Here is a 22,682-nt window from a genome sequence, read left to right as displayed (position 1 = left end):
GTAGGCATGACGGGGGCACGGCCTGAGCCCCTACGGCTCGAGCACCTCGTATTCCCTGTGCGGCTCGAAGAGCGCATCCGTGCATGTGACCTGGCCATCGCCGGAGAGCAGCTCGCGGGCGATGGACGAGGCGTAGACGCAGTACTCGTCGTGGTGGCAATCGTCCTGCGCGCCATCGTAGATGTACATCTTGTGGTTCCCGATCCGGACCAGCAGGTTCTCCTCTTGTGCCGTGCTCAGCAGATGGTTGTAGAAGACCAGGCCTCGCTGCATCCGGAACGACTGGGTTCTCGGGCCCTGCATCTTGTCCTCGCAGTCCGACGAGCCACCCTGGTCACCCGTGTTGACCAGGTAGCTGATCTTGTTCCCCAGGTACGTTTCCTGGTACGTCGGCGCGATCGCCCCCGACATCGTCTCGAGGTGCGAGGGTACGTCGTCGAGACCATACCTGTACGTGTTGTAGTCGTCGCACGCCGGGTCCCTCTCGCTCCCATCGACGAAGTCGTCCTGCACGTCGCACCTCCCATCCTCGTCGGGACAATGGGCCGTCTTGTTGAGCCGTTGATCGCTGAGGTAGAGGTAGGACGTGGGGCTCGCCACGAAGAACCGGACGTCGACCGGGGAGCACTCGGGCAGGCCGCCGCGGCTCATCGCCGCGTAGCGCTGGATCGCCTGCCCGCCCGCCGAGAAGCCCGCGAAGGTGAGGCTCTCGAGGTCAGGGAACGCCGCGACGAGCCGCGTCGCGAGGAGGTCGAGCGCCGCGAAGGAGCTGATGGCCGGCGCGCCGCCGAAGCCGAGCTCACCGCCGGCCCAGTTCTTGACCTTGTCGCCCCAGTCGATCGCCCCGTCGATGCCGAGCTGGGCCTTGGATCGCTTTGCTCCCTCGGTTCCGCCGAGGAAGGGCGCGACGACCACCGTGTCGGTCGAGCTGCCCATCGCGCCGGCCACCGCCGCGAACGCGACATCGGCGTTGCCGGGCTGCCCGTGGATCACGACGACCGCGTGCTTGATGGCCAGGTCCGGCTCCGTGCCGCGGATCGGGGTCGTGCTGTAGACGGCGAGCTTCTCGTCGTCGTAGAGCGTCACTCCCTGGCGGCAGCCGGGCTGCTCGGCCTCGCAGCAGTACGAAGCCGTCAAGGGGTCGGCGTCACCGTAGTTGGGGTCTTTGCCCGGGGCGCTGCTTGCCTTGACGCAAGAGGGGTCCAGTGGCTGGCCATGGGTCTCGGCGAATATCTGGGCTTCTCGGCCGTCCGCTCCTGTGTCCGTGGCGCCGCTGCATCCGCCGGTCGCGCTCGCCGCGAGCACGGACGCGAGCACGATCGGTCGACATAGTTCTCTGGTACGCATGGTGATGATCTCCTGTGCAGCGGCGAGGGCGCTCGCGACGGACGCTCCACGGGCGGGGCATCGAGCGAATCTCATGCCATCCATCTCCCTCACGGGCGGCGCGACGGTCGCGTGGCCGGCGAGCCCGGCTGGCCGAGCCTCACCTCGGCCTGCGCGCCGCACCGGGCGCGCCGCGCCGAGCGGTCGCCCCGCGCCCGCTCTCGCGCCCCTGGGCCGGCGTGCGCGTGGCAATCGTTGCCGTCCTGGCAAAGCTTGCCAGCGCTGGGGGCCAAGGCGCGGCAAACCTTGCCATCGCGCGGAGCCGGGTCAGCGCGTCGGCGCCGCCCCGCGGCACCATCGGCCGGCAGGGCGAGCGCGCTACGCCGCCGGCGAGGCCTTCTCGGCCGAGCCTTGCGCGTCGTCGCGGCGGGATGATGACCCTTCCTGGTGAACGACGGCGTCCTCCGCCCGCCTCAGGCCGAGGCGCGAGAGCCGGGCCGGGGCGTCCCCGGGCGCGGGGTGCCGGATCGTCCCTCGCGGCTCGAGCGGCGGCGCGGCCGGCTCGTTGCCGGTGACCTGCTTCAGGCCATCGTTCCCGTGCGCGCTTTCAGGCGCGGGCTGCAGAGGTGGCGTCCTGCTGCAGGCGGGCGATCAGCGTCACCAGCACGTCGAACGACATCACGGCATTCGAGTGCATGGCGTGGAACACCCCGCCATCCACGTCCAGGATCTGCGACCGCTCTACCCAGAGGTTGGTTCTGACGTCGGCGATGCGTTCGATGGCGATGGATTTCCCCTCGATCGTGAGGTGGCCGCGGGTGAGCTCGATCCTCCGCATCGGGTGGTCCATGTTGCGGGAGGCGAACAGGGTTTTGGACAGCGCCACGCCGTCGGGTAGAGCCCGGAAGCCGACCGACCCACCGGCCTGAAGCACCTGGTAGAGCCGCTCCCCACGCTGCTCTACATGGCGCATACGCAATGTCCGACTCAGCTCGGCGTAGCGCGAGGTGCGTGCTCCAATGAAGACCCACGGCGCCTGCGGTGTCGCCCTGTAGCCGATACCGCCGAAGTAAAACGTGTAGAGATCCTCGATGTCGGCGTAGAAGTCGGTCCGGGCGCCTTTGCGCTCCCTGGCCTCGATCGCGTTCTGGTACAGCACGAACACGGGCTGCGAGCCCACGACCCACCACGTGCCCAGCGCGATCGCCACGCCCAGCGCGATCGCGCCGTAGCCGACGCCATACAGCACCGACACATCCCCCTCGAACCGCACCGTGCTGCCCGGCCCTGGTACCAGGGACAGCACCAGGGCGCCTGCACCGGCGAACAGCGCTGCCAGAAACCATCCGGTGAAGAGGAGAGAACGGCTCTTGCCGTAGCCGCCGATCACATCGCCTGGATTGTGCATGCTTCCATCCCTGTTGTTGGTTGTTCTTGTTGACCGTGCCACTCGGCGGCGGCGCGGTCCCAGGCAGGCGACGCTGGAGACCGGACCTTTTGCTCCTTCCGTGTCACGGCGAGGAGCCGGGTGGGCTACCGCATGTCCGCCGGCATCTGCTCGAGCACGCTCCAGAAAGCAGCGCCCCGAGCGCGAGCCTGCGCCAGCCGCGTCCCGACACGGTCCGCATGGCGCCTCAGCTGGCCTTGCTCGACGCGCAGCGCCGGCGCTCGTTTCAGCAGAGAGGGCGTGGTCCGTGTCGAGAGCAGCTTGATGTCGACCAACGGCGGCGGCGCGACGTAGCCCACCCGCCAGTTGGGCGCAAGGACCTTCGCAAGACGGCTGGAAGAAGGCGACGCTAGCTCAACACCTCATCCATGCATCGAAGCGGCCGCCTTCACCCTCGATGAAAGTGCGGTTCTGGATCGTCAGGCGCGGGATGTCTTCAGCGGTTATCGATGGAGGCGCGGCGGCGGGGACCTCGGGCGACGCGGCGACCGCGGCGGCGGGGATCTCGGGCGAGACGGCGGGCGCGCGGGCGCCCGCGACCGCAGGGAGGGCAGGGGCGCCGGCCGGCGCGCCCACGTCGGGCGCCTCGGGGACGTCCGGCACCTCGTACCCTGCTTCCACGATCGCGCGGGCGAGCTCGGCTGGCGTGGTCGCCCGCGCGTCGTAGGCGACGGTCGCCCGCTGCGTCACCAGGTTGACCGCCGCCTCCTGGACGCCGGGCGTCGCGCGCAGCGCCCGCTCGACGCGGCGCACGCATGCCGCGCAGGTCATGCCCTGGACCGGGAGGTCGGCCCGCGCGCGCGGCGCGGCGGGCGAGGCCATTGCTCCGGTCGGCTCCACGGGCTTGACACTACGTTCCATAGAAGGACAAGCAAACGCGCTCCGCAAAGTCAAGATTCTCGGAGCCGTTCCTGACTCGTGCAGTCCGACTGCACGAGCTCATTGACAGAACGGGCCTTGTGCGATCAGGCAGGTCTTCCACGCCTGAAACGCCTGGGATTACCGCGACGTAGCACCAAGCGGAAGGCATCCTACCGTATAGCTGTACCCTACTGAGCCGTCCGAGCTGGGACTCGACCCTTTCTACAAGAGGTACATCGACGCCATGGGGATTCCCGTCATCAGCTCCGAGATGACGCCGGACGCGGCGCTGCTGCGCGCGTGCTCGGTCGTCGTGCGCATGCTCGGCCATCGCGACGACGTGCGTCAGGCGATGATCGCGAACCACACGCGGGTCGCCGTGATGGCGGAGACGGAGGTGACGACCGACATCCCCGAGCACAGCGACCTTTACGAGGCGTTCCCGGGGACGGACTGGGACACGCGGGCCCGCGGCCTCGGCGCGACCCCCGCCCGCCCGGCGAGCTCCTGCGCCGAGGAGAACGTCCTGTGTTACCCGAGCGATCCGTACATCGGCTAATCGATCCCGGGGAACGGGATCCACAACGAGATCAACACCCGGGTCGAGCTGCGCGACTACGATCGTCCGCTTCACGATCTCATCGCCAGGTACTTCGCCGACGACGCATGGCGACCGACCTGTCCCTGAGAAGGAGGGCCTTCGGCCCGAAGTACCAGGGCGCGCAGCGCATCCTGAGCAACAAGGGGTGGACACGAACAAGCATTTCAGTCATTACGAGGCAGTCGCGCACCCGCTGGTGAGGACTAACCCGCGGACCGGGAAGAAGGCGCTCTACGCGGACCAGGCATGATCGCGAAGATTCGACGCTATGGGGACGTCTCGAGGAGCCCCCTGTGGTGTACAGCGACCCGAGCAGCTGTCACGGACGACAAGCCGCTTTCTAGCGTGCCATGCACCTCGCCACTGGAGCCTGCTCCCGGTACGCCGTCCCGTAGGATCTGTCGCCCGACTTCGCCGTTTGATCGTTGCACATATCACGCCTCTTCATCTCCCGCCTGGCAACATCAGCCGCGCCGACAGGATCGTACGCGCTCACGGCGAGCGTCCCTTTGGCGATGTCGCCGAGACCGGATGGGCTGCTGCCGTGCGGCTCATCGTGGCACAAGCTGGTCCTGGCTCCCGGGCCGCGCGCGGCACACCCCCAGGCTAAAGACGCGATTTCCACGCGGGGCGCTCTGGCACGCGGCCTGCTTGGCCCCGGCGGCATGCGAGAGGCAATTGGCCTGATGGCCATGCTCATGTCGGTCCTGGTGGGGTGCAGCTCGGGCCAGGGCGGGGGCGCGGGAGGCGGCGGCTCAGGCCAGGGCGGGGGCGCGGGAGGCGGGGGCTCAGGCCAGGGCGGGGGCACGGGAGGCGGCGGCTCGGGCCAGGGCGGGGGCACGGGAGGCGGCGGCTCGGCCGGGGCCCCCGTCGAGTGCTTCGAGATGAAGGCTGGCTGCGTGCTGCCTTCGAACGCGACGCGAATCGAGAACCCGGACGTGTCGGCGGAGGATCAGGCGTCGCTCTCGCGCAACAACGCGAGCTTCGCGCTCGACCTCGGCCGCGCGCTCCACAGCTCGACGGAGAACGTCATCTACTCGCCTTTCAGCGTCTCGACGGCGCTCGCGATGGCCTACGCGGGCGCGCGGACCACGACGGAGCAGGCGATGGCCACGGCGATGCGATTCGAGCTCCCGCAGGGGCGGTTGCATCCGGCGTTCAACCACGTGGACCTCGAGCTTCAGAAGCGCTCAAAGGGCTACAGCGCGATCGAGGGAAGCGGCTTCCGGCTCCACACGGCCAACGCGATCTGGTCGCAGGTCGGCCTCGAGGTCGAGCAGCCGTTCTTGAAGGTGCTCGGCGAGAGCTACGGGACAAGCATGCGGCTCGCGGACTTCAACGCCCCGAAGGAGGCTGAGGCCCTCATCAATGCGTGGGTAAGCGACCAGACGAAGGGCAACATCCCGAAGCTCCTCGAGGACGACGTGAATGAGGAGACGCTGGTCGTGCTCACCAACGCCATCTACTTCGACGCCGCGTGGAGCACGCCGTTCAAGGAGGACGCGACGGAGCCGGGGACGTTCCGGCGCGGCGACGACACGAGCGTCACCGTGCCGATGATGCGCGGCGAGCAGCAGACGGGCTACGGCGCCGGCGACGGCTGGGAAGCGGTGGAGATCCCTTATGCGGGGACCCCCGTCTCGATGTTCGTCGTGCTGCCCGCCGAGGGGACCGCGGACGCGTTCGAGGCATCGCTCGACGGCGCGGCGCTCGAGGAGATCATCGCGTCGACGCTGCCCCGGTCGGTCGACATCACGATGCCGAAGTTCTCGTTCGGCTGGTCCTCCTCTCTCAAGGAAGCGCTCGCGGGGCTCGGCATGGAGGTCGCCTTCGATCTCGAGGAGGCCGACTTCTCAGGCATCCTCCCGAAAGGCATCGTGATCCAGGACGTCATTCACCAGGCGGTCATCAACGTGGACGAGGCAGGGACGGAGGCCGCGGCGGCGACGGCGGTCATCCTCGGCACCACGAGCACGGGCTCCTTCCCCGAGCCGGCGGCGATCGTCCTGGACCGTCCGTTCTTCTTCTTCATCAGCGACGTGCCGACGGGGGCGATCCTCTTCGCGGGACGCGTCAACGATCCGACAGCGCACTGACGATCACGGCCACACTACGTTCCATAGAAGGACAAGCAAACGCGTTCCGCAAAGTCAAGATTCTCGGAGCCGTTCCTGACTCGTGCAGTCCGACGGTACGAGCTCATTGACAGAACGGGCCTTGTGCGATCAGGCAGGTCTTCCACGCCTGAAACGCCTGGGATTACCGCGACGTAGCACCAAGCGGAAGGCATCCTACCGTATAGCTGTACCCTACTGGCACGTCCTCAAGGCGGCGCTGAAGCGACCGCGCGAGCGCGCTCGCTGAGCGGACGCGCTCGCGCGGTCGCTGCGGCGATCCGGCGCCTTGCGCGGAACCTGTGCCGTCTCGGCCTCCATGTGTGCCAAATGAGGGGGGCCGGCACCCTTTTGCGAAGCTCGACCGGAAGGGAGCGGTCTCGAGCAACCGTAGCTCTCGCCCCTCCTCGACGTCGAGGAGCGCGGAGTCCAGCACGCCTTGCTCCACGAATGGGCGGAGCTTCGCGTGCGCGCGCCAGTAACGCACGTTGGTCTCGGTGACGTCCGTCATGACGTACCGGAAACGCACGTCGCGGACCGCCGAGCGCCGGTGCATCGCGGTGAACGCCTTCAGGAACAGGTACGCAAATCGCCCGTTCCCGGCGCCGAGCTCCACGATCGTCACGGGCTCGCGTCGATCCAGGGCTGGACTTCCTGCTTGACCGTCGCGCAGGGACCCCAGGACGACCTCGGCGTAGGCGTGCGCGAGGGCGGGATTGTTCGTCACGCAGTGCGGCACCGTCGTGGCGCGCCAGGCGTCGATGCCCACCTGATCGAAGTAGCGCCGCTGGAGCGTTCAGAGAAGGGACGCGTGAGACGCTGCTCGGTCTCGAGCGGGAAGAGGCGTGCGTTCGCGTCGACGGGGTCTCGGGATCCCTATGGAGTGTCCGGAGCACGCTCGCGCGGGCGAGACCAAGATTGTTGCGGAGCCGCGCCCGGGGCGTCGAGCGCGGCGCCGCTGTCTTGTGCGGCCGATCCGGTTCGGCGTACGCTTTGACGCTGCAACAGGAGCGGGGCCAGATGGAATCTGATCGAGACAATCCGTTCGGTGGACCGTCGACGCTTCCGCGGAGCCCCATGCCGGCGCGGCCGCCGCATCCGGCGACGGTGGCACAACCGAAGCTGGCGCCCGCGGCGTCGCCGACGCGGCCTCCGCACCCGGCGACGGTGGCGCAGTCCAAGCCGGCGCCCACGGCATCGCCGACGCGGCCTCCGCATCCGGCGACGGTGGCACAGCCCAAGCCGGCGCCCAGGGGATCGCCGACGCGACCTCCTCACCCGGCGACGGCGGTGGAGGCGACGCAGCCGCCCCATCCGGCGGCCGTGGCCCAGCCGAAGAGGATCGTGGGTGGGACGGTGGCGCGCCCTCCGCACCCCGCGACGCTGATTCAGCCGCGTGCAGCCCTGGGAAAAGGCTCGTCGCGAGCGCCGCACCCGTCCACCGTCCGGCGGGGGAGCGGCGGTGGCCGGGGCACGACGCGCGGCTCGCCTCCCCTCGCTGGCTCGGCGATCCAGCGCTCCGACGTGGAACCGCTTCTGCTCGATCTCGATTCAAGGTCCCGCCGTGATTCGGGCGAGGACAACCGTCCGACCCCCGACATCGAGCTCGCCCCGCTCCGCCTCATCGACGTGGCGCTCGACGACCGAGATGAAGATGAGGATCCAGAGCGCACCCGGATCCTCGAGGAGCTCGACCGCGAGCCAGCGCTGCGCGCCGGCCGGTCGCGGGCGACGGCGGCCGATGCGATCCAGGAGCACCTGTTCGAACAGCTCGCCGAGCTGAGTGATGGTATCCGCGTCACGTATCCACCCGCGAAGTTCTTCTATCTGGGGCTCGGCCGGAGCCCGACGCCGATCATCGCGTACCTCCAGGAGGTCGCGCGGGCGCATCCCGACCTCGGCATCTCCGCTGCGAATCTCCCGCTCGGAGGCATCAAGGGAGTTGGAACCGGTGGGATGACGATGCCGACCTTCACGAAGAGCCAGAAGAGGAACCTCTTCGCGTTCTTCGACCGATACCTCGACACGGGCATGTACGGCGCCAAGACAGTGCTCTTGATCGACTTCGTCGAGTCCGGAAGCGGATTGAAGGTGTGTACGGACGTTCTCCGTCATTTCGCCGGGAATCCGACGACTTTCTCGTTCTTTACGGGCAAGATGGATATCAATGTTCAGCCGCTGGCCATCTATCCATTCACGAAATACAAGGGCGACGCGACTGCGGCTCGGAGGTTCGCCACCGCGTATGCGGCCCTCGGGTTCGCTACGATCGATATACCGGGCGACTTCTGGGATAGGTGTTCCCTGGCGTCGTTCCTCCCTGGGGAGGTGTACAAGCCGCTCGCGGAGTATTACGACCCTCAAAAACGAGACGGAAAGTTCACGCTCGCACAGGCGGCCGAGGGCGGGCTCCCCACCCGGAGCCCGCGGTATGACGCCCTTCGGCGCCGGATCCGCGTGCAGCTGGGTGGATGACCCGCCGCTGAATCCCGCTCGCCCAGGAGGGCTGCTTGCCGTATCTGGAAGACGCTGGTGCGAGACGATCTGGCGCTGACGCTCCGACCCCTGGTCGCGCCGTCAGCTTGGGGTGTCAGCGCTTCCGGTCGGTTTTGAGTCGAGGGCCTGCGGCATCACTCGGTGGCAGACGCCGCTGAGCCGAAGAATCTCGATGATTTGCGGTGTGCTGGGCCGCGTTCTGGCTGCCAGAGATAGGTTGCGATCCGGGCGAGCGGGGCGAACACCAGCGCCTCCGCTGGTGAGAGGCCGTGCGGCGCCCAGGCGATCGCCGTCGGGCTCCCAGTACTTCTTCACGAACGCCGCGGCGGCCACGCCTCGCGCACGGCGATATCGTACGGAATGTTCAGCGGGTTGTCGGTCCGCCCCGTCTCGGCGGCGACCTAGACCCAGCGCTCGAAGTCCTTCCCCTGCTTTGCCATGATGACTGCTTGACCCCTCCTCCTGCGTCCCGCGCCCCTCGGGGCACGGCGCGAAGCGTCGAGGATGAGCTCGTTCGTGGAGACGTCCAGCACGGAACAGCGTCTGGACGCGGGTGGGGGGACCCGGGAGGCGAGGCCGAGGGGTGGGATGTCCAGATGGGCCGGGGGATGTCCAGATGAGCGGCCGGGATGTCCAGATGAGCGGCCGGGATGTCCAGATGGGCCGGGGGATGTCCAGATGGGCCGGGGGATGTCCAGATGGGCGAGGGGGCTGTCCAGATGAGCCGGAGGGATGTCCAGATGGACTTCGAGTAGGGAAGGGGTAGGAGCGCCGACGAGCAACCGGTCGAGAGATCGCTCAGCCCCGCTCCACCAGAAACAGAATCTCCTTCGCCTTCGGATCGTCCGCCGCGAGCTCCTGCTCCCACATCCCCAGCGCCACAGGCCTCGCCCAGACGAGGCTGAGCCCCGCCTGGCCGCACATCGCCGCGACGTCCTCGCGCGTGTAGCGCCGGTCGCGGACGATGTACTCGCCCGGAGGCCAACCGTCGCCTTCGAACTGCTCCTTGCGGTAGACGATGCCCGCCTCTTCGTCGAGGTGGAACAGCTCTGGTTTGAAGATGTTGCCGGTCTCCTGCATGACCCGGCTCGGCGGCAGCTCCTGGAGCAGGCGCGGGTTGTCCTCCACGGCGCCGCGCCGCGTCGCGATGGATCGCGTGAGCTCCATGTTCAGCACCGATATCAGCGCGCGGCCTCCCGGCTTGAGGTGCCTGGCGAGGTTGTTCAACAGGAGCTGATTCTCGCTCTGCTCCGGGAAGGTGCCGATGACGTCATAGAGACAGATGGCGGCATCGAAGCTCTCCGCGCCCAGGTCGACCGTGCGTCCGTCGGCGCATTCGAACCGCGCTCCGAGCAGGCCGTCGCGCTCCGCCTCCAGCCATCCCTGATCCAGGGAGTCTTGCACGAAGTCGACCCCCGTCACCTCGTAGCCGAGCCGGGCGAGCCCCAGCGTGTGGCGCCCGTTGCCGCAGCCAAGATCCAGCACCCGAGCGCCTGGCTTCAGCGCGAGCACTTGCGCAGCGAAATCCGTCTCCGGCTTGGTAGCCTTCATCCACGCGTGCATGGGTCCACGCTTCATGCGCGCGTAAGCCTGCTTCACCGTCCTGTCCGAATGTTCCAGGAGGCGCCGCAGCTCGTTTCGGTCCAGTGCCATCATGGGCTGCTCGCGGAATGTGAAGGCCAACCACTCCTCTCCTTCCTGGATCTGCCCGAGCAGCCAGCGCGTGCGCTCGCTGGCCTTTTGCAGCTTTCCAGGTAAATTGGTGAGGTCGATATGGAAATTGGTGTTGATGATGCTCTGGCCGGCATCGACCGTGATCGGGCTGCGATGCACGTAGCCTATCCGCTCGCCGACCGTCGTCACCACGTCGAGATTCGTTCCAATCTCTTGAGGTTCACAGCGCCGATGCGTGATCCTCTCGAGTGCGCGCACCGCGAATGGATTGGAGGTGACGAGCCCCCAGGCGAAGTGGTTCGAAAATCCGAAGAAGGTGAGTAGCAGGTCCTTCGCCACGCCGCGGTTGCGGTGCTCCGCGTGGACCACGAGCTGGGTCACCCAGTCGACCACCCCGCGCTCCGGGATGTCAACCCGGACCCCGAAGGCATGGCCGATGAGCGCGCCGCGATGCCGGGCCAGCAGTGCCCAGCTCCCCTCGGGGAGGAAACCCCGGAGGCTCTTGGGCCCCAGCCGGATGCGCTGGCCGTGCCGCGCATGGCGGCGGCCCCAGAAGCCGTAGTGCTCGGAAAAGAGCGCGGAGCACTCCGCGAGCTGCGCCTCGTCCATGTCGGCGCCGCTCTTCCAGAAGTACTCGTACTCGTCACTCATGGTCGCTCTTCGGTGGGATGACCGGCTGCTCCCGGGCCCTCGGATCCCGAGGCCGTCGGGCTGAGAGCGCCCGCAGCATCCCGCGTCCCACCGAGAGGGTCAACCGGGCCGAAGCCCCCACCTGCATCCACCCACCCGGCCCCGTCCGGGGGGCCTGGCCGTCCTGGCAGCGGTTCCTCGGGAGACACCCCACGCCATCTGGGCCATCGCCCCCCGCCCTCTGGTATCCCCATCCTCGCGCCCCCCGGCGCGTAGGTAAAAGAAGCCGGATCGGTGCGCGAAGAAGTGTGGCGCGGCGAATCGAAGTGGCGGGACCGCGAGCGTCGCGACGCGTCGTTCATGGGTCGAAAGAGTGGGCCCCGCGTGGCGCAGAGCGTGCGAGAGCGTGCCAAGGGGCGCATCGGCGTGCCGCGGGCACAGATCGCCCTCCGGGCGTTGGTCTGGCCCGGGATGTTGTTGCGATGCGCTACGCGGCGTCCCCGAGCGCCTTGCGGCGCAGGACGGTGCTCTTCAACGCTCGGGGCTCCGGGTCGCCTGCGGCGCCCTGCGCCCCGAACCCCCAGTAGGGCGGCCCTCGGTTGGGTGAGCGGCGTGGAACGTCGGTCGGCTCACCGAGCGCGGTGAGGAAGCGGGCGATGTTGCTCGGCTCGGTGATCATGGCGACGAGCTTCATCCTGCCCTTGCAGGCCTGGTCCTCCCCCGCTTCCGTGGACACCCCCGGAGGCACCAGGAGGCAGGGATGGGACGGAGAAGGAGGAGGGCGTTCACGCCCGAGTTCAAGGCGGAGGCGGTACGGCTGGCGAAGGCGGGCGACCGGAGCATCGGCCAGCTGGCGAAGGACCTCGACCTGACCGAGACGGCGCTGCGCGACTGGATCAAGCGCGCGGACATCGACGCGAGCCATGGCTTGTCCGGGGCGCTGACGACGCCGGAGCGTGAGGAACTGCAGCGGCTGCGCCGCGATGTGAAGCGGCTGGAGATGGAGCGCGACATCTTAAAAAAAGCCCAGGCCATCTGGGGGGACGGGGACGACGACACGGACCCGGAGACCGACAGGTGACGCTCGAGCTCATCGATGAGGCCGTCCGTGGCGGCGCCACACTCGCAGCGGCCTGCCGTGCGCTCGGGCTCAGCGAGCGCGCCGTGGCCCGCTGGCGAGGTGAGGCTGGCGGCGAGGACGGTCGAGCCGGACCGCGCCACGCGCCGATGCACAAGCTGACCGAGGCGGAGCGTCGGCGGATCGTCGAGACGGCCAATAGCCCCGAGTTCTGCAACCTCTCGCCCAAGCAGATCGTCCCGCGTCTGGCCGACCGCGGCGTGTATCTGGCATCGGGGTCGAGCTTCTACCGCGTCCTGCGCGAGCAGGGGCTGTTGGCGCATCGCAATCCGGCTCGACCGGCGAGCGCCCGTCGTCCTCGCGCGCTCGTCGCCAAGAGGCCCAATCAGGTGTGGTGCTGGGATATCACCTACCTGAAGAGCGCGGTGCGCGGAGCGTTCTACTTCCTGTATCTGATCGTGGACGTCTACAGCCGCAAGATCGTCGGTTGGTCGGTCGAGACCGACGAGTCGATGCTCGCTGCCGCTCGTCTCGTCGAGCAGACCTGCCGTCGCGAAGCCGTGGGCTCCGGCTGCCTGGTGCTGAACGCGGACAACGGCGGCCCGATGAAGGGCTCGACCATGCTCGCCACCCTCCAGCGCCTGGGCGTCGTGCCGTCCTTCAGCCGCCCTCGCGTCAGCGACGACAACCCTTACGCCGAGGCCCTCTTCCGCACCCTCAAGTACCGGCCCGAGCACCCACGCCGCCCGTTCGCCACGGTGGAGCAGGCACGCCACTGGGTTGAGCGTTTCGTCGCCTGGTACAACGGCGAGCACCTGCACAGCAGCATCCGCTTCGTCACGCCCGACGACCGACACCGGGGGCGCGACGGCGCGCTGCTCGCCGCTCGCCATGCCCTCTACCAGCGGGCCCGCCGCAGGACGCCCCTGCGCTGGACCCGCCAGACACGCAACTGGACGCCCATCGGCCCAGTGACCCTCAACCCCCACACGCACGAGGCCAAAGCACTCATGAGGCTGTGACCAAATCAACGGCCAACTATCTTGACACCGTTCCCGAGGTGCGCCGCCTGCTCTGGGCGCTGCAGTGGAACGCGCCGGCTGACCCCGACGCGGTCCTGCGCTGGTCCTGGTGGCGGCGGCATCATCAGGCGCTGGCGCGCAGCTGTCACTACCGGCGCCGTGGCACTCGGCCGCCATAAGTACAACTGTAGTACTAGGCCGAGCCACCGCTCAACCCTCCGGGCCAGCCGGAAGCCGCTCCTCCGGTGGCGCCCGCGGCCCGGCCCAGGCGATCGGCCGCCACGACCACCACATCGCAGGCCCGCCGCCAGACCTCGGCGCCCAGTTCGACCGCGACGATGGCTAGGAACTTCGCCCGGCGCGACGCCACACCGGGCGCGGCAGGCTCGATCCCGCGGCGTCCCCCTCCACTCTCCTGGTGACGGCCCGTCCTACCCGCGCCGTTGCTCGCCGTGGCCTGCCTTCGCATGTCGGTCGTTGCCCTGCCGGGGCATCATGACAGCGGCTCGCCGCCGTGTCAGCGCCGGACGAGGAAGCGACTGGTGCAACGTTGGCCCAACGTCTGGCCAACGGTCACGGCGCCTTCTTCTGTCCCTCCGTCACAGGCGGACGCGGCTCCTTGAGCATATTGTTCACGCGCTGTTCAAACTCGCGACGTCTGCGCTCGACGTCATCGCTCCGCTTCCACTCGGGCCACGAATTCACCCGTCTGCTTGCTTCCTTCAAAACGTCAGAAAGCGTATCACGCTGACTGGCCATAAATCACCTCGATAATGTTGGAAAGCTTTTGCTTTGCATCTTCCAGCATCGAAACCAATTCCGTTTCTCGCTCAACGTATGACTGAATTGGGCCACCGAGTCGCGGCTCTTGCTCGCGCCTCACCATTTCCCAATTTACCCAGCTACCGTTCTTCTTCCGTTCGGGGGCGGTGAATAGCTCCACATACCTCCGAGGGGCGACACCGACAAACGGCTGAAACGAGACCCGCTTAGAGTCTCCTCCACCGTCAACCGCGATAGAGTCGCCGTACAGGTCCGCCACTTTGCTCTTGGGGTACGGCTCTATAAAAACAACTTTTCGGACACCTGCCACAACAATGTGCTTTGCACACTCGTGACACGGAAACGTCGTCGAGTACAGCACGCACTCATCGACTGCAACCCCCCTCCGCGCCGCCGACATGAGCGCCGCCATCTCCGCATGAACAGCGCGGATGAATTCGATAACATGCTTCACTCTGGCGCTCTCCGCCAGCGAAGGGATCCCTTCGTCTTCGACTACATTGGACGGCATGGCTTTCAACAGGTCTTGCTCGGCCCGCGACAGAAGACCATCGAGACTCTGCTCGGCTAGCTCCTGCTTCAACCACCCTCGATACCTGAGACGCGCGAAGAGGTCGGCGAGAATGTTTCTCGTCATCTCGGCGTTAGAATCCAGCTCTCGCTTATGGTCGCGCTGATCGTGCTCATCCTCGGCCCAGTATTGCCCACCGAATGCCTTGGCGACCTCGTTAGTGCCTACGGAAACGATGTCTCCTTCAAGAGTCGCAATTGCAGCACCCACTTGACGTCCTGCGGACGCCGAACGCAGACCAGCACCATGAGCCTGAAACATGCCGCACTCTTCTCGTGTAGGAGTGCTGAATGGATGCCCAAAGAGAAGCTCGACAAATCGCCGGATATCCCGACTCATGGCGTCGACGCCCTTGCCCGCATTGACAAAAACGTCAGCCAAGCCGAAGGTATCCCTAACGTTCTGCCCGAATCTTTCTCCGTGCTCTCGTTCGTCGCGCTCAATCAGTCGATTCGCAGCGCCGTTGTAGCGACTCCGATCTGACTCGTAATGCGAATGAGCAATTCTCTCAGCTAGTGCAGCCTCGCGAGTTCTCTTCGATGCATATACAGCGACAACGAAGCAATTGCTTCCGTATACCTGTCTTAGAGACTTAACCTCTTCTGGCGTCTTGAGCGACCGAAGAACGTAGGCGCATCGCTTGATGGGACGTTCTAATTCCCCATGCGTACGCTCTCGTTCCTTCTGGATTGCCGTCATCGCAAGAAGGGCGAGCGCATCGGGCCACTCCAACGCAGCACGAAGCTCGTTGCCGATGTCCATTCGCCTGGAGCAGCTTGCCTCTAGCATCAGAGCTGGGTCATGCTTCCAGCGAGGGTGCAGGCTCATGACCTGCTCAATCAGATGTATGTCGCGAGTCTGGTAATCAACCGTCTCAAACGCCCGCTCGAGCGACTGCGATACTGCTTTCAAGTCGGTGCCAATGGCACCAACGAGACCGATAACCAGTTCATTCCCGCTCTGCTCGGTAGACCGCATGAGAGTAGTCGAGCTCGCTAGCCATGTTCAGCCAGCCAGCCTCGCTTGCATGGATGACGCTGTATCTACGCATATACGTACAGCGATTTTTCGCCTGTGTCACGCCAGAATAGTGCGGAAAATCGGCAGAATTGGCCGACTAGCGCGCGTCGCGCGCGGTTACCAGTTACATCTTCTCATTCCCGCCAGTCTTCGACCCACCCGCCTCGATGTGCCACCTGCAGGGATTACGTCCTGACCTGGTTCCGGTCGTTGCCCTCCGCTGCCAGTAAGAGCGGAAGCATCGCCATCTGAAACCGCGCGCGAGCGCGACCTGATGAGTAAAGATCAGCCTCCGTGCCGACCACCTGTCAAGTGGTAAAAGTTGGCCCAGGTACGGGTCCGAGGCGGGCCCATCGGCTGGCTTGAAGGTCGATCGGGCTTGGTCGCCAAGCTTCGGCGCCCCCACCCCACCGCGCGGGGTACCCACAGCTAGCAGGTCTTCGCGACCACGTCGGTTGGTTTTGGCGGCGCGTCGGTACGCTCCCGTACGGCTCACGTCCCCTACATCAGCGACAGGTCCATGGACCGCGTGCCATCGGGGAACCACCTCACGCGGGCGATTCACCCTCATTGACGCTGCGCATCATTGCCGGTCTCCGGTAGCGCCGACCGTGCGGCCCGGGGAGCCGGCTTCGGGCGCGTAGGTAAAAGAAGCCGGATCGCTGCGCGAAGAAGCGTGGCGCGGCGAATCGAAGTGGCGGGACCGCGAGCGTCGCGACGCGTCGTTCATGGGTCGAAAGAGTGGGTCGAGCGTGGCGCAGAGCGTGCAAAGGGGCGCATCGGCGTGCCGCGGGCACACATCGCCCTCCGGGCGTTGGTCTGGCCCGGGATGTTCTTGCGGCTACGCGGCGTCCCCGAGCGCCTTGCGGCGCAGGACGGTGCTCTTCCAGTAGGGCGGCCCTCGGTTGGGTGAGCGGCCTGGAACGTCGGTCGGCTCACCGAGCGCGGTGAGGAAGCGGGCGATGATGCTCGGCTCGGTGATCATGGCGACGAGCTTCATCCTGCCCTTGCAGGCCGTGCACTCGAGGACATCGAGCGCCAACGCGCGGCGCAGAAGCTCGGCGCGGGTCGTCGACCGCCCGGTAGCCGCCCCGCTTGCGTCTGGGAGCGGGCTCGTCGTCCGCCTTCGCGGGCTGTTGTGGCTTCGCAGGGCGCAGTCCGATCAGCTTGCGCGCCAACGTGGGCGGCTAGCAGACGCGAGCACCCCCGCGTACTTGACCGTGTGAAACCGCGGCGGCGGGACGCTGGCCGCGAGCCGGCACAGGAGCGAGAGCGGGGCCATATCGACCGCGACGGTCCCGTCGGCAAAGGCGCGCTTGAGCGACAGCCGCACCAGGCCGTCCTGTTGCAGCTCGACGCGCTCCTGTGCGATCGGGGGTCTCAGGACGTAGCGCAAGAGCGCCTCCCTCGACGCGGCATGGTGCGCGCCCCATTGCCTCAGCGCGACCTCGGGCAGCACGTCCTCGATCAGGTTCGCCGCCGTGGCGCACATGCGCCGGCCCAGGCACGACGGGCAGAAGCCACGTCCCTTACAGCTGAAGGCGACCAGACGGCTCTCGTCGCAACTCTCGCACCGGAGTCGCGCGAAGCCGCGGCAGAGCAGCCCGCAATCGAGATAGGCTTCGAGCTCTTTCTTCGCACGCTCGGGTATCCGGATGGCGATGGCGCCGTCGTCGATGGCTCCGTAGAGCGTCTCGACGTTGTCGCGCACGACCTCGTAGAGCGTCGTCCTCTCGGGGTGACGGCGCTCATAGACGATGCCCGGGGAGCCATCCGCGCTGGCCACACGGCGCCGGGACCGCAAGCCGCGGGCCAGGCGGCGACTGCGCGATCTCCCGCGGCATCGCGAAAGCCCGGCGGGCCATCGCCCATGGCGGCGCCATGGCGGACGGCGCGCCGCCGCTTACTCGCCGGCTCGATGCGGCACTCCGGCAGGATGGGGTCGGCGTCCCGCACGCGGAGCGCGAAGCTCTCGCGCTACCGCTGCTCGTCCGGGAGACCGGTCTCAGCTTCGGTCGCTGGCGCCAGCAGCTCCACATCATCCTGGCCCTCCAGCGGTTCTCGCGCGGAGCGAGCGTGCAGAGCGTCGCCAACGACCTCGGCTATGAGAGCGCGAGCAGCTTCGTCACCATGTTCCGCAAAGCGCTCGGCACGTCGCCGGCGCGGTACATGACCGGTCGTCTCGAGTTCGGTGCTCGCGAGGAGGCGAAGCCGGAGCGGGCTCGACCACAGAAGAAACGCGCGCGGGCCGTTCGCGCATGAGTTCGCGGTGTCCAACAGGAGACTAGGTGAACTGAGGCGAGACGGCCGTGAGGGACTGATGGATGGACAGATGCCCACCGTTAGCTTACCCTCGCGCTCCTCGGACCGTTCATGCTGCGTGCTCCTACTCCTCCTCCAGAGCCCGGCGATCCGCCCCGCAGTTACGCTGTAGAAGGGGATTGAGCCATCTTTTTCCGGCATGTGTCTGAGGCGGAATTTTCGGATTGGAAGGCAAAGGGTAAGCTCGCAGCCGAAGAGGGCGGCATGGTGCTCGGCAAGCATGTCACGAGCACGGCCGAGCTGGCGCGATGCTGGGGGCGGCTCTTGGTTGACCGTGGGTGGGAGCCAGCCCTGCGCGTAGGTAAAAGAAGCCGGATCGCTGCGCGAAGAAGTGTGGCGCGGCGAATCGAAGTGGCGGGACCGCGAGCGTCGCGACGCGTCGTGTTCCCTTCGCCTGGAGCCGACTCTTGTACTGTGCTTTAACGCTCTTTAAGGTTAAACAAAAAATTAAGGCTTCGCTCTGGCAGGTTTGCGGTTCTTTTGTAGGCGCATGAGCTCGCGGCGCTGGTACGAGCTCGCGTGCGGCCTTGTCCGCGCGCCGAACCACGTCCTCGAAGAGTGTTTCCAGATCAACAAGCAGACCCGGTGCCACCTACGCGCGATTGCACGGCTGCACCCCGAGATCGGTAACCTGTGCGATCAGCTCGAAGCGCCCTGGAACGGCGTGCGAAGGATCGCGCACGCGCCGGGTGCGGCGGCGCAGTGGGAGCGCGCGACGCAGGTGCTCGGTGAGCTCGTGGAGAAGCGCCGGGCGACGGCGCCGCGCCGGTCGAGGCTGGAGGCTGCGCGCGTGGAGGCGCTGAAACGAACGGCACCGCCGATGGAGGGGGGAGGAAAACTTGCAATCAGTCTGCGAGCCGCGTGGGAGGCGGCGGAGCGCGGGACGTCCGCGGGCGCAAGCCCACGTCCGGGCGATCGGCATCCTCGTCTGCGGTGCAGCGCTGCCCGGCGGGAAGCGCGTCACTCGAGCAGATGAAGCGGCCTCGCGTTGCACTTCCGGCGCGTACCTCTCCCGTGCATGCCATCGCGCCCGCTCGTCGATCCTATCCAGGGAAACGGAGCGTCTCGACCTGGGTCCCGTCCTGCCCCGTTACCATCTCGCCGACCAATCCCAGCGAGTGCCGCCTTTGCCCGGCGGCCCCAGCTCATACGTGACGCCTTCCAGCGTGAGCTGGTCCTTGTCGAGGTACGCGATGTCGATCGAGTCACCGCCACGCCCGGGCCCGCCATAGCCGCCGCCCGTTGGCGCGGGTTCGCGTCAGGCTCGCCGTGGACCCATGCACCCATCTCCGGAAACGCTGGAGCACGGCCGCGGTCGTGCGTCTCCTGGCATGCGGCGTCAGCGCGCCGTCATCGGCGGCGGCCTGCCCCAAGGCCCGCGACAGGCCGCGCTCGGGTGGGACGGTGGCGCACGGGCCCGCCGCGCAGCGGCTTGCGCGCGGCCGTCAGCGCGCCGTCATCGGCGGGTCTGCCCCGTGGTGCCGCGCCGGGCTGCGCTCCGGCGGGACGGTGGCGCACGGGTCCGCTCGCGCACGGTCGTCAGCGCACGGTCACCGGCGGCAGCTTGCCCCACGGCGCCGCGTCGGGCCGCGCTCTCTGGGGACGGTGGAGCACGGGGCCGCTCGCGCAGCTGCTTTTGCGCGGCCGTCAGCGCGCCCTCACCGGCGGCGGCCTTTCCCCGCGGCGCTGCGACGGGCCGCGCTCTCTCGGGACGGCGGAGCTGTCACGGACAGTCCCATCGGATCGCGCCCGGACCGGCCAAGCGGATCGTGGGCAAGCCCGCTAGGACCCCGCGAGGCAGGGGGGCGCGGTGCCCGCTCACGCCAAGGGGCCGCTCCGCGGAAATCCTAACAGATTTGAGCCCTTGACGTGAGCTGCCCGCCGCGCTGTGGAGGGGCCGGTACAGGGTTTAAGCGGGGAATCTTGACCGCTGTAGTCGTGATCCGTTCTGCCGACCGGGTCGCGATCCATGAGGCCGGTCTTCGACAGATCGCATCGGAACGGCTGCTCGGAGCACGTCGAAGTACGAACCGACGATGCGCGATGGCGTCCGTCAAGTCGTTACTGAGGCTGAGGTTCTCCAGAAGCGCGATCCAGGCGCCACCGTCCCCGCCGAAGGACACCGGGCCGCCCGCTGAGGTCGCCACCGCCGGCTACATCGCCGCCATCAACAACCCGACGCAAAACTATCGAGATCGGGTCGCCTGATCGCCCGTACAGAAGGCTTGACATGTCGGGTTGACTATCGGCTACGCTACCTCCCCACGATGAGCAGGAGCGGGCATGCGGGGTGAGAGCTGGTGCATCCGCGGCCCAGGTAGGAGCGGCGGCCCTGGGCCCGAAGGCCGATGACGCCGAGCTGGACGCGAACGAGCAAGGCCGTGACCGAATCCTCCAGCGCGCGCGCACGATGTGCTGACAGGTCGCGTACGCCACGGCCTATCTCGGGAACACGGAAAGCTATCGCTTCTCAAGTCAGGAGCAGCGCCGACCGCTCTCCGGCGTTTCGGCACCCGGAAGACGGTCGGGAGCCGACAAGAGCACCGTCTGAAAGAGCCACATCCGTTCCAACAACGTCAACGGCAGGAGTCAGCAATGATTGAGCGATTGGGCGACCTGGGCGACTTGTTTCGGCAGTTCCGCGAGATGAAGAAGCTGACGCAGGAGGGCCTTGCAGAATGCTGCGGGGCGACTGTTAACCGAACGCAGATTGCGCTACTGGAACAGGGACGACGTCTGCCCAAGCCCGATAGTCTTCGAGCGATTGCCGAACAACTTGGGATCCCCGGGGAAACTTGGGCACCGTTCGCGAGGGATGAATCTCATCTTCGTCAGCAGTTCGAGGCATCCGTCGGGGAGTTGGTAGGCCGAGTGGTTGGGCTCCGGTCCGTGGACATCGAGTCAGTTCACGCCGCCGAGGCGACCATCAAAACGCTATTCTCGGGGATGCTCACCGCAACCCAGTCTTTTGATACGTTTAATAGTATACTTCTATTCTACGCTGTGCCCCGCATGAGCCGAGCTTTCTTCGATCGGTACCTTGGGGGAACCGCCTTTCAGTCGATTGAGCTATTCGACGCTGCCATTCGGCGTTTTCACGAAGAGGCTATTCGGCTTTTTAGCACTTTTGCCGAAGCGTATCGCAAGATGAACGCTTCGAATAATCTCTCGACGGTCTTGGAACCTCTCGCCGCGAGAGATCTTAGCGCCTATACAGATCGTACGGTCTGGGATGCGCCAGATCCTGCAAGCCTTGAGGGTAACAGGATCCTTCCGATTCCGGAGCACAAGCTTGAGTTCCTGGGCTACATCTCGGCCGCCAAATACAAGACACAGAAGCGAAAACGCGAAGCGCTCGCGAAGTACCTTCGTGAGCTTGCGAAAGAGGTGAGGGTAAAAGGTCCTCATGCCTTGGATGAACTCGGCGAGAAGCGGCGTCGAAAGATCGACTCGCTGATGCGCGAGTTGGGGTCGACGATGGCGCACACTCCCATGTCGCCTCTCTTTGTGTCCAACGCCGCGAATCTTGAGAACGAAGCAAACAGGATTCTCCGCGACGAAAAAGACGAATCGGAGATGGAGCGCATCCAGGCACAGGCACTGTCGAACCTGTCCCATTACATTAGCGCCGATCATATGGACGTCTATGTGGCGACCTCCATGCGAAACACGTCAGACTTCGTCTCCGTTAACCGTTTTGTTGCTCGTTTGTTTCGCCACGACCAGATCGCTCCGCTGCGCCTTCGCTATTTCAATCCAACACAATCATGGATTGAGGATCGTGTGGCCAAAGGTTTGGTCGAAGCTTTGATGCTCCGACGCGCGAGCGTTACTCTGTACATGGCACAGAAGGCGGATTCATTCGGCAAGGATTCGGAGGCTTCGGTGGCACTGGGACAGGGCAAGCCCGTCATTGTTTATGTCCCGAAGCTTGCCTTGCCGTCTGCCGGTTTGGACTCTGAGTCGTTGATCGCGGAGACCGACCTTCGACTGCGTGAGATGTTGCTCGCACAAGGGCGGACTGCAGAGGATCTTGATGACCTCGACCACGACGGTCTGTTCACCGAAGCGCTAACGGCGAGAATCGGGGCTCTGTCGGATAAGCAGATTACCGAGATCGTGCATCTGCATTGGGCTGATTTTGCTCTGCTAGACGAGTCCGAGCGGATTCGTGGGAAAGATGTCAAAGAGAAGGAGGCCAAAGACCAGGATACTGAGCAAAAGAAAGACGAAGACCAGATGAAGCGTGCCACGCGGCTTCGCGAAGAATACACAGAGTTTGTTAGCGCGATCAGTCGTGGCGAGCTTCCGGAGCTCACGTCGGAATTGCGCATTGAGGTCGAACGCATATTGGTTGCGACCACTGTAGGATTTGAAATTAGACGAGCAAGGCTCTTCAAGGAGGTCCATCCGCTCGCGCTTCAGATCATTCTTAGCACAGGTGTTCTGAATGGAATCCTGGTGAGCAGGTCGGCTGACTCGTGTGCGTATCTTTTGCGTGGATTGCTCGAGAACAAGCTTCATCTTGAACTCGAGCCTGACGATACCAATTACCGGTTGCTTGAGAAGACGACCAGGTCAACGGTCAGGGTCATCGCTCGGAACACGCTCCTCAATAATGCGTTGGACGGACTATATGATCGTCTGTGATCGAACCGCGGTCCTTGAGTTGAGCGAGCGGCACAGCCGCAGCGCGTTGGCGTGGTAGTAGGGATCTGTTGTCATGCAGTGGAGGAG

The 22,682-nt window shown here is 66.1% G+C and carries 15 protein-coding genes and 4 pseudogenes; 8 read left to right on the top strand and 11 right to left on the bottom strand.

Going from position 1 to position 22,682, the window contains the following annotated elements:
* Positions 1–30: 30 nt before the first annotated feature.
* From WMF36_RS33530 to WMF36_RS33515, 4 genes and pseudogenes are all read right to left on the bottom strand, one after another.
* Entirely contained in the window at positions 31–1,137 is a 1,107-nt protein-coding gene (locus WMF36_RS33530; protein ID WP_437574858.1) for a hypothetical protein, read from the bottom strand.
* A gap of 796 nt (positions 1,138–1,933) precedes the next feature.
* Complete coding sequence (locus WMF36_RS33525; protein WP_437574857.1) at positions 1,934–2,734, bottom strand: hypothetical protein; 801 nt, start codon at positions 2,732–2,734, stop codon at positions 1,934–1,936.
* Positions 2,735–2,910: 176 nt separating this feature from the next.
* Positions 2,911–3,108: pseudogene (locus WMF36_RS33520) on the bottom strand (PLP-dependent aminotransferase family protein); the annotation flags it as partial.
* A 19-nt stretch (positions 3,109–3,127) separates the two neighbouring features.
* Entirely contained in the window at positions 3,128–3,634 is a 507-nt protein-coding gene (locus WMF36_RS33515) for a heavy-metal-associated domain-containing protein (protein ID WP_437574856.1), read from the bottom strand.
* Between the two features lie 244 nt (positions 3,635–3,878).
* On the opposite strand from WMF36_RS33515, the gene WMF36_RS33510 reads away from it, so the two are divergent.
* Positions 3,879–4,193 carry a hypothetical protein gene (locus WMF36_RS33510; protein WP_437574855.1) on the top strand — a complete coding sequence of 105 codons (315 nt, stop codon included), beginning with the start codon at positions 3,879–3,881 and terminating at the stop codon, positions 4,191–4,193.
* 728 nt (positions 4,194–4,921) lie between these two features.
* Positions 4,922–6,331 (top strand): serpin family protein, encoded by a 1,410-nt coding sequence (locus WMF36_RS33505; RefSeq protein WP_437574854.1) that lies wholly within the window; start codon positions 4,922–4,924, stop codon positions 6,329–6,331.
* Positions 6,332–6,494: 163 nt separating this feature from the next.
* Here WMF36_RS33505 and WMF36_RS33500 read toward each other — a convergent pair whose 3' ends face one another.
* The gene (locus WMF36_RS33500; protein WP_437574853.1) at positions 6,495–7,118 is read right to left on the bottom strand and encodes a hypothetical protein; all 624 of its coding nucleotides are present in this window, start codon (positions 7,116–7,118) and stop codon (positions 6,495–6,497) included.
* Positions 7,119–7,873: 755 nt separating this feature from the next.
* Between WMF36_RS33500 and WMF36_RS33495 the strand changes: the two genes are divergently transcribed.
* Positions 7,874–8,824: a hypothetical protein gene (locus WMF36_RS33495; protein WP_437574852.1), complete on the top strand. Its 951-nt coding sequence runs from the start codon at positions 7,874–7,876 to the stop codon at positions 8,822–8,824.
* Positions 8,825–9,643: 819 nt separating this feature from the next.
* Here the strand turns inward: WMF36_RS33495 and WMF36_RS33490 are convergent.
* The gene (locus WMF36_RS33490; RefSeq protein WP_437574851.1) at positions 9,644–11,170 is read right to left on the bottom strand and encodes a methyltransferase domain-containing protein; all 1,527 of its coding nucleotides are present in this window, start codon (positions 11,168–11,170) and stop codon (positions 9,644–9,646) included.
* A gap of 466 nt (positions 11,171–11,636) precedes the next feature.
* On the bottom strand, positions 11,637–11,885 hold the full coding sequence (locus WMF36_RS33485) for a hypothetical protein (protein ID WP_437574850.1): 249 nt from the start codon (positions 11,883–11,885) through the stop codon (positions 11,637–11,639).
* Positions 11,886–11,909: 24 nt separating this feature from the next.
* On the opposite strand from WMF36_RS33485, the pseudogene WMF36_RS33480 reads away from it, so the two are divergent.
* A pseudogene (locus WMF36_RS33480) lies at positions 11,910–12,197 on the top strand (transposase); the annotation flags it as partial.
* A 29-nt stretch (positions 12,198–12,226) separates the two neighbouring features.
* Complete coding sequence (locus WMF36_RS33475; protein ID WP_437574849.1) at positions 12,227–13,249, top strand: IS3 family transposase; 1,023 nt, start codon at positions 12,227–12,229, stop codon at positions 13,247–13,249.
* Positions 13,250–13,991: 742 nt separating this feature from the next.
* Here the strand turns inward: WMF36_RS33475 and WMF36_RS33470 are convergent.
* The 3 genes from WMF36_RS33470 to WMF36_RS33460 form a co-directional block, all read right to left on the bottom strand.
* On the bottom strand, positions 13,992–15,581 hold the full coding sequence (locus WMF36_RS33470) for an anti-phage dCTP deaminase (RefSeq protein ID WP_437574848.1): 1,590 nt from the start codon (positions 15,579–15,581) through the stop codon (positions 13,992–13,994).
* A gap of 883 nt (positions 15,582–16,464) precedes the next feature.
* Positions 16,465–16,665 (bottom strand): hypothetical protein, encoded by a 201-nt coding sequence (locus tag WMF36_RS33465; RefSeq protein ID WP_437574847.1) that lies wholly within the window; start codon positions 16,663–16,665, stop codon positions 16,465–16,467.
* Between the two features lie 120 nt (positions 16,666–16,785).
* The gene (locus tag WMF36_RS33460) at positions 16,786–17,334 is read right to left on the bottom strand and encodes a transposase zinc-binding domain-containing protein (RefSeq protein WP_437574846.1); all 549 of its coding nucleotides are present in this window, start codon (positions 17,332–17,334) and stop codon (positions 16,786–16,788) included.
* A gap of 272 nt (positions 17,335–17,606) precedes the next feature.
* On the opposite strand from WMF36_RS33460, the pseudogene WMF36_RS33455 reads away from it, so the two are divergent.
* Positions 17,607–17,885, top strand: a pseudogene (locus tag WMF36_RS33455) (helix-turn-helix domain-containing protein); the annotation flags it as partial.
* A gap of 1,103 nt (positions 17,886–18,988) precedes the next feature.
* Here the strand turns inward: WMF36_RS33455 and WMF36_RS33450 are convergent.
* Positions 18,989–19,182, bottom strand: a pseudogene (locus WMF36_RS33450) (hypothetical protein); the annotation flags it as partial.
* A 686-nt stretch (positions 19,183–19,868) separates the two neighbouring features.
* Here WMF36_RS33450 and WMF36_RS33445 point away from each other — a divergent pair.
* A complete protein-coding gene (locus WMF36_RS33445; RefSeq protein WP_437574845.1) occupies positions 19,869–20,153 on the top strand; it encodes a hypothetical protein in 285 nt (94 codons plus the stop codon).
* 387 nt (positions 20,154–20,540) lie between these two features.
* Positions 20,541–22,595, top strand: a complete 2,055-nt coding sequence (locus tag WMF36_RS33440; protein WP_437574844.1) for a helix-turn-helix domain-containing protein — start codon at positions 20,541–20,543, stop codon at positions 22,593–22,595.
* Positions 22,596–22,682 lie beyond the last annotated feature (87 nt).

This window comes from Sorangium sp. So ce887, from assembly GCF_051521455.1.
Classification (GTDB): Bacteria; Myxococcota_A; Polyangia; order Polyangiales; family Polyangiaceae; genus Sorangium.
Note: the sequence above shows the minus strand (reverse complement) of the source record. Positions and strands in the feature narration are given on the sequence as shown.

What these genes read in the sequence shown, in the direction of transcription:
- WMF36_RS33490 (WP_437574851.1), bottom strand. Translation starts at nt 11,170, where the DNA reads ATGAGTGACGAGTACGAGTACTTCTGGAAGAGCGGCGCCGACATGGAC.
- WMF36_RS33515 (WP_437574856.1), bottom strand. Translation starts at nt 3,634, where the DNA reads ATGGAACGTAGTGTCAAGCCCGTGGAGCCGACCGGAGCAATGGCCTCG.
- WMF36_RS33440 (WP_437574844.1), top strand. Translation starts at nt 20,541, where the DNA reads ATGATTGAGCGATTGGGCGACCTGGGCGACTTGTTTCGGCAGTTCCGC.
- WMF36_RS33510 (WP_437574855.1), top strand. Translation starts at nt 3,879, where the DNA reads ATGGGGATTCCCGTCATCAGCTCCGAGATGACGCCGGACGCGGCGCTG.
- WMF36_RS33505 (WP_437574854.1), top strand. Translation starts at nt 4,922, where the DNA reads ATGGCCATGCTCATGTCGGTCCTGGTGGGGTGCAGCTCGGGCCAGGGC.
- WMF36_RS33525 (WP_437574857.1), bottom strand. Translation starts at nt 2,734, where the DNA reads ATGCACAATCCAGGCGATGTGATCGGCGGCTACGGCAAGAGCCGTTCT.
- WMF36_RS33470 (WP_437574848.1), bottom strand. Translation starts at nt 15,581, where the DNA reads ATGCGGTCTACCGAGCAGAGCGGGAATGAACTGGTTATCGGTCTCGTT.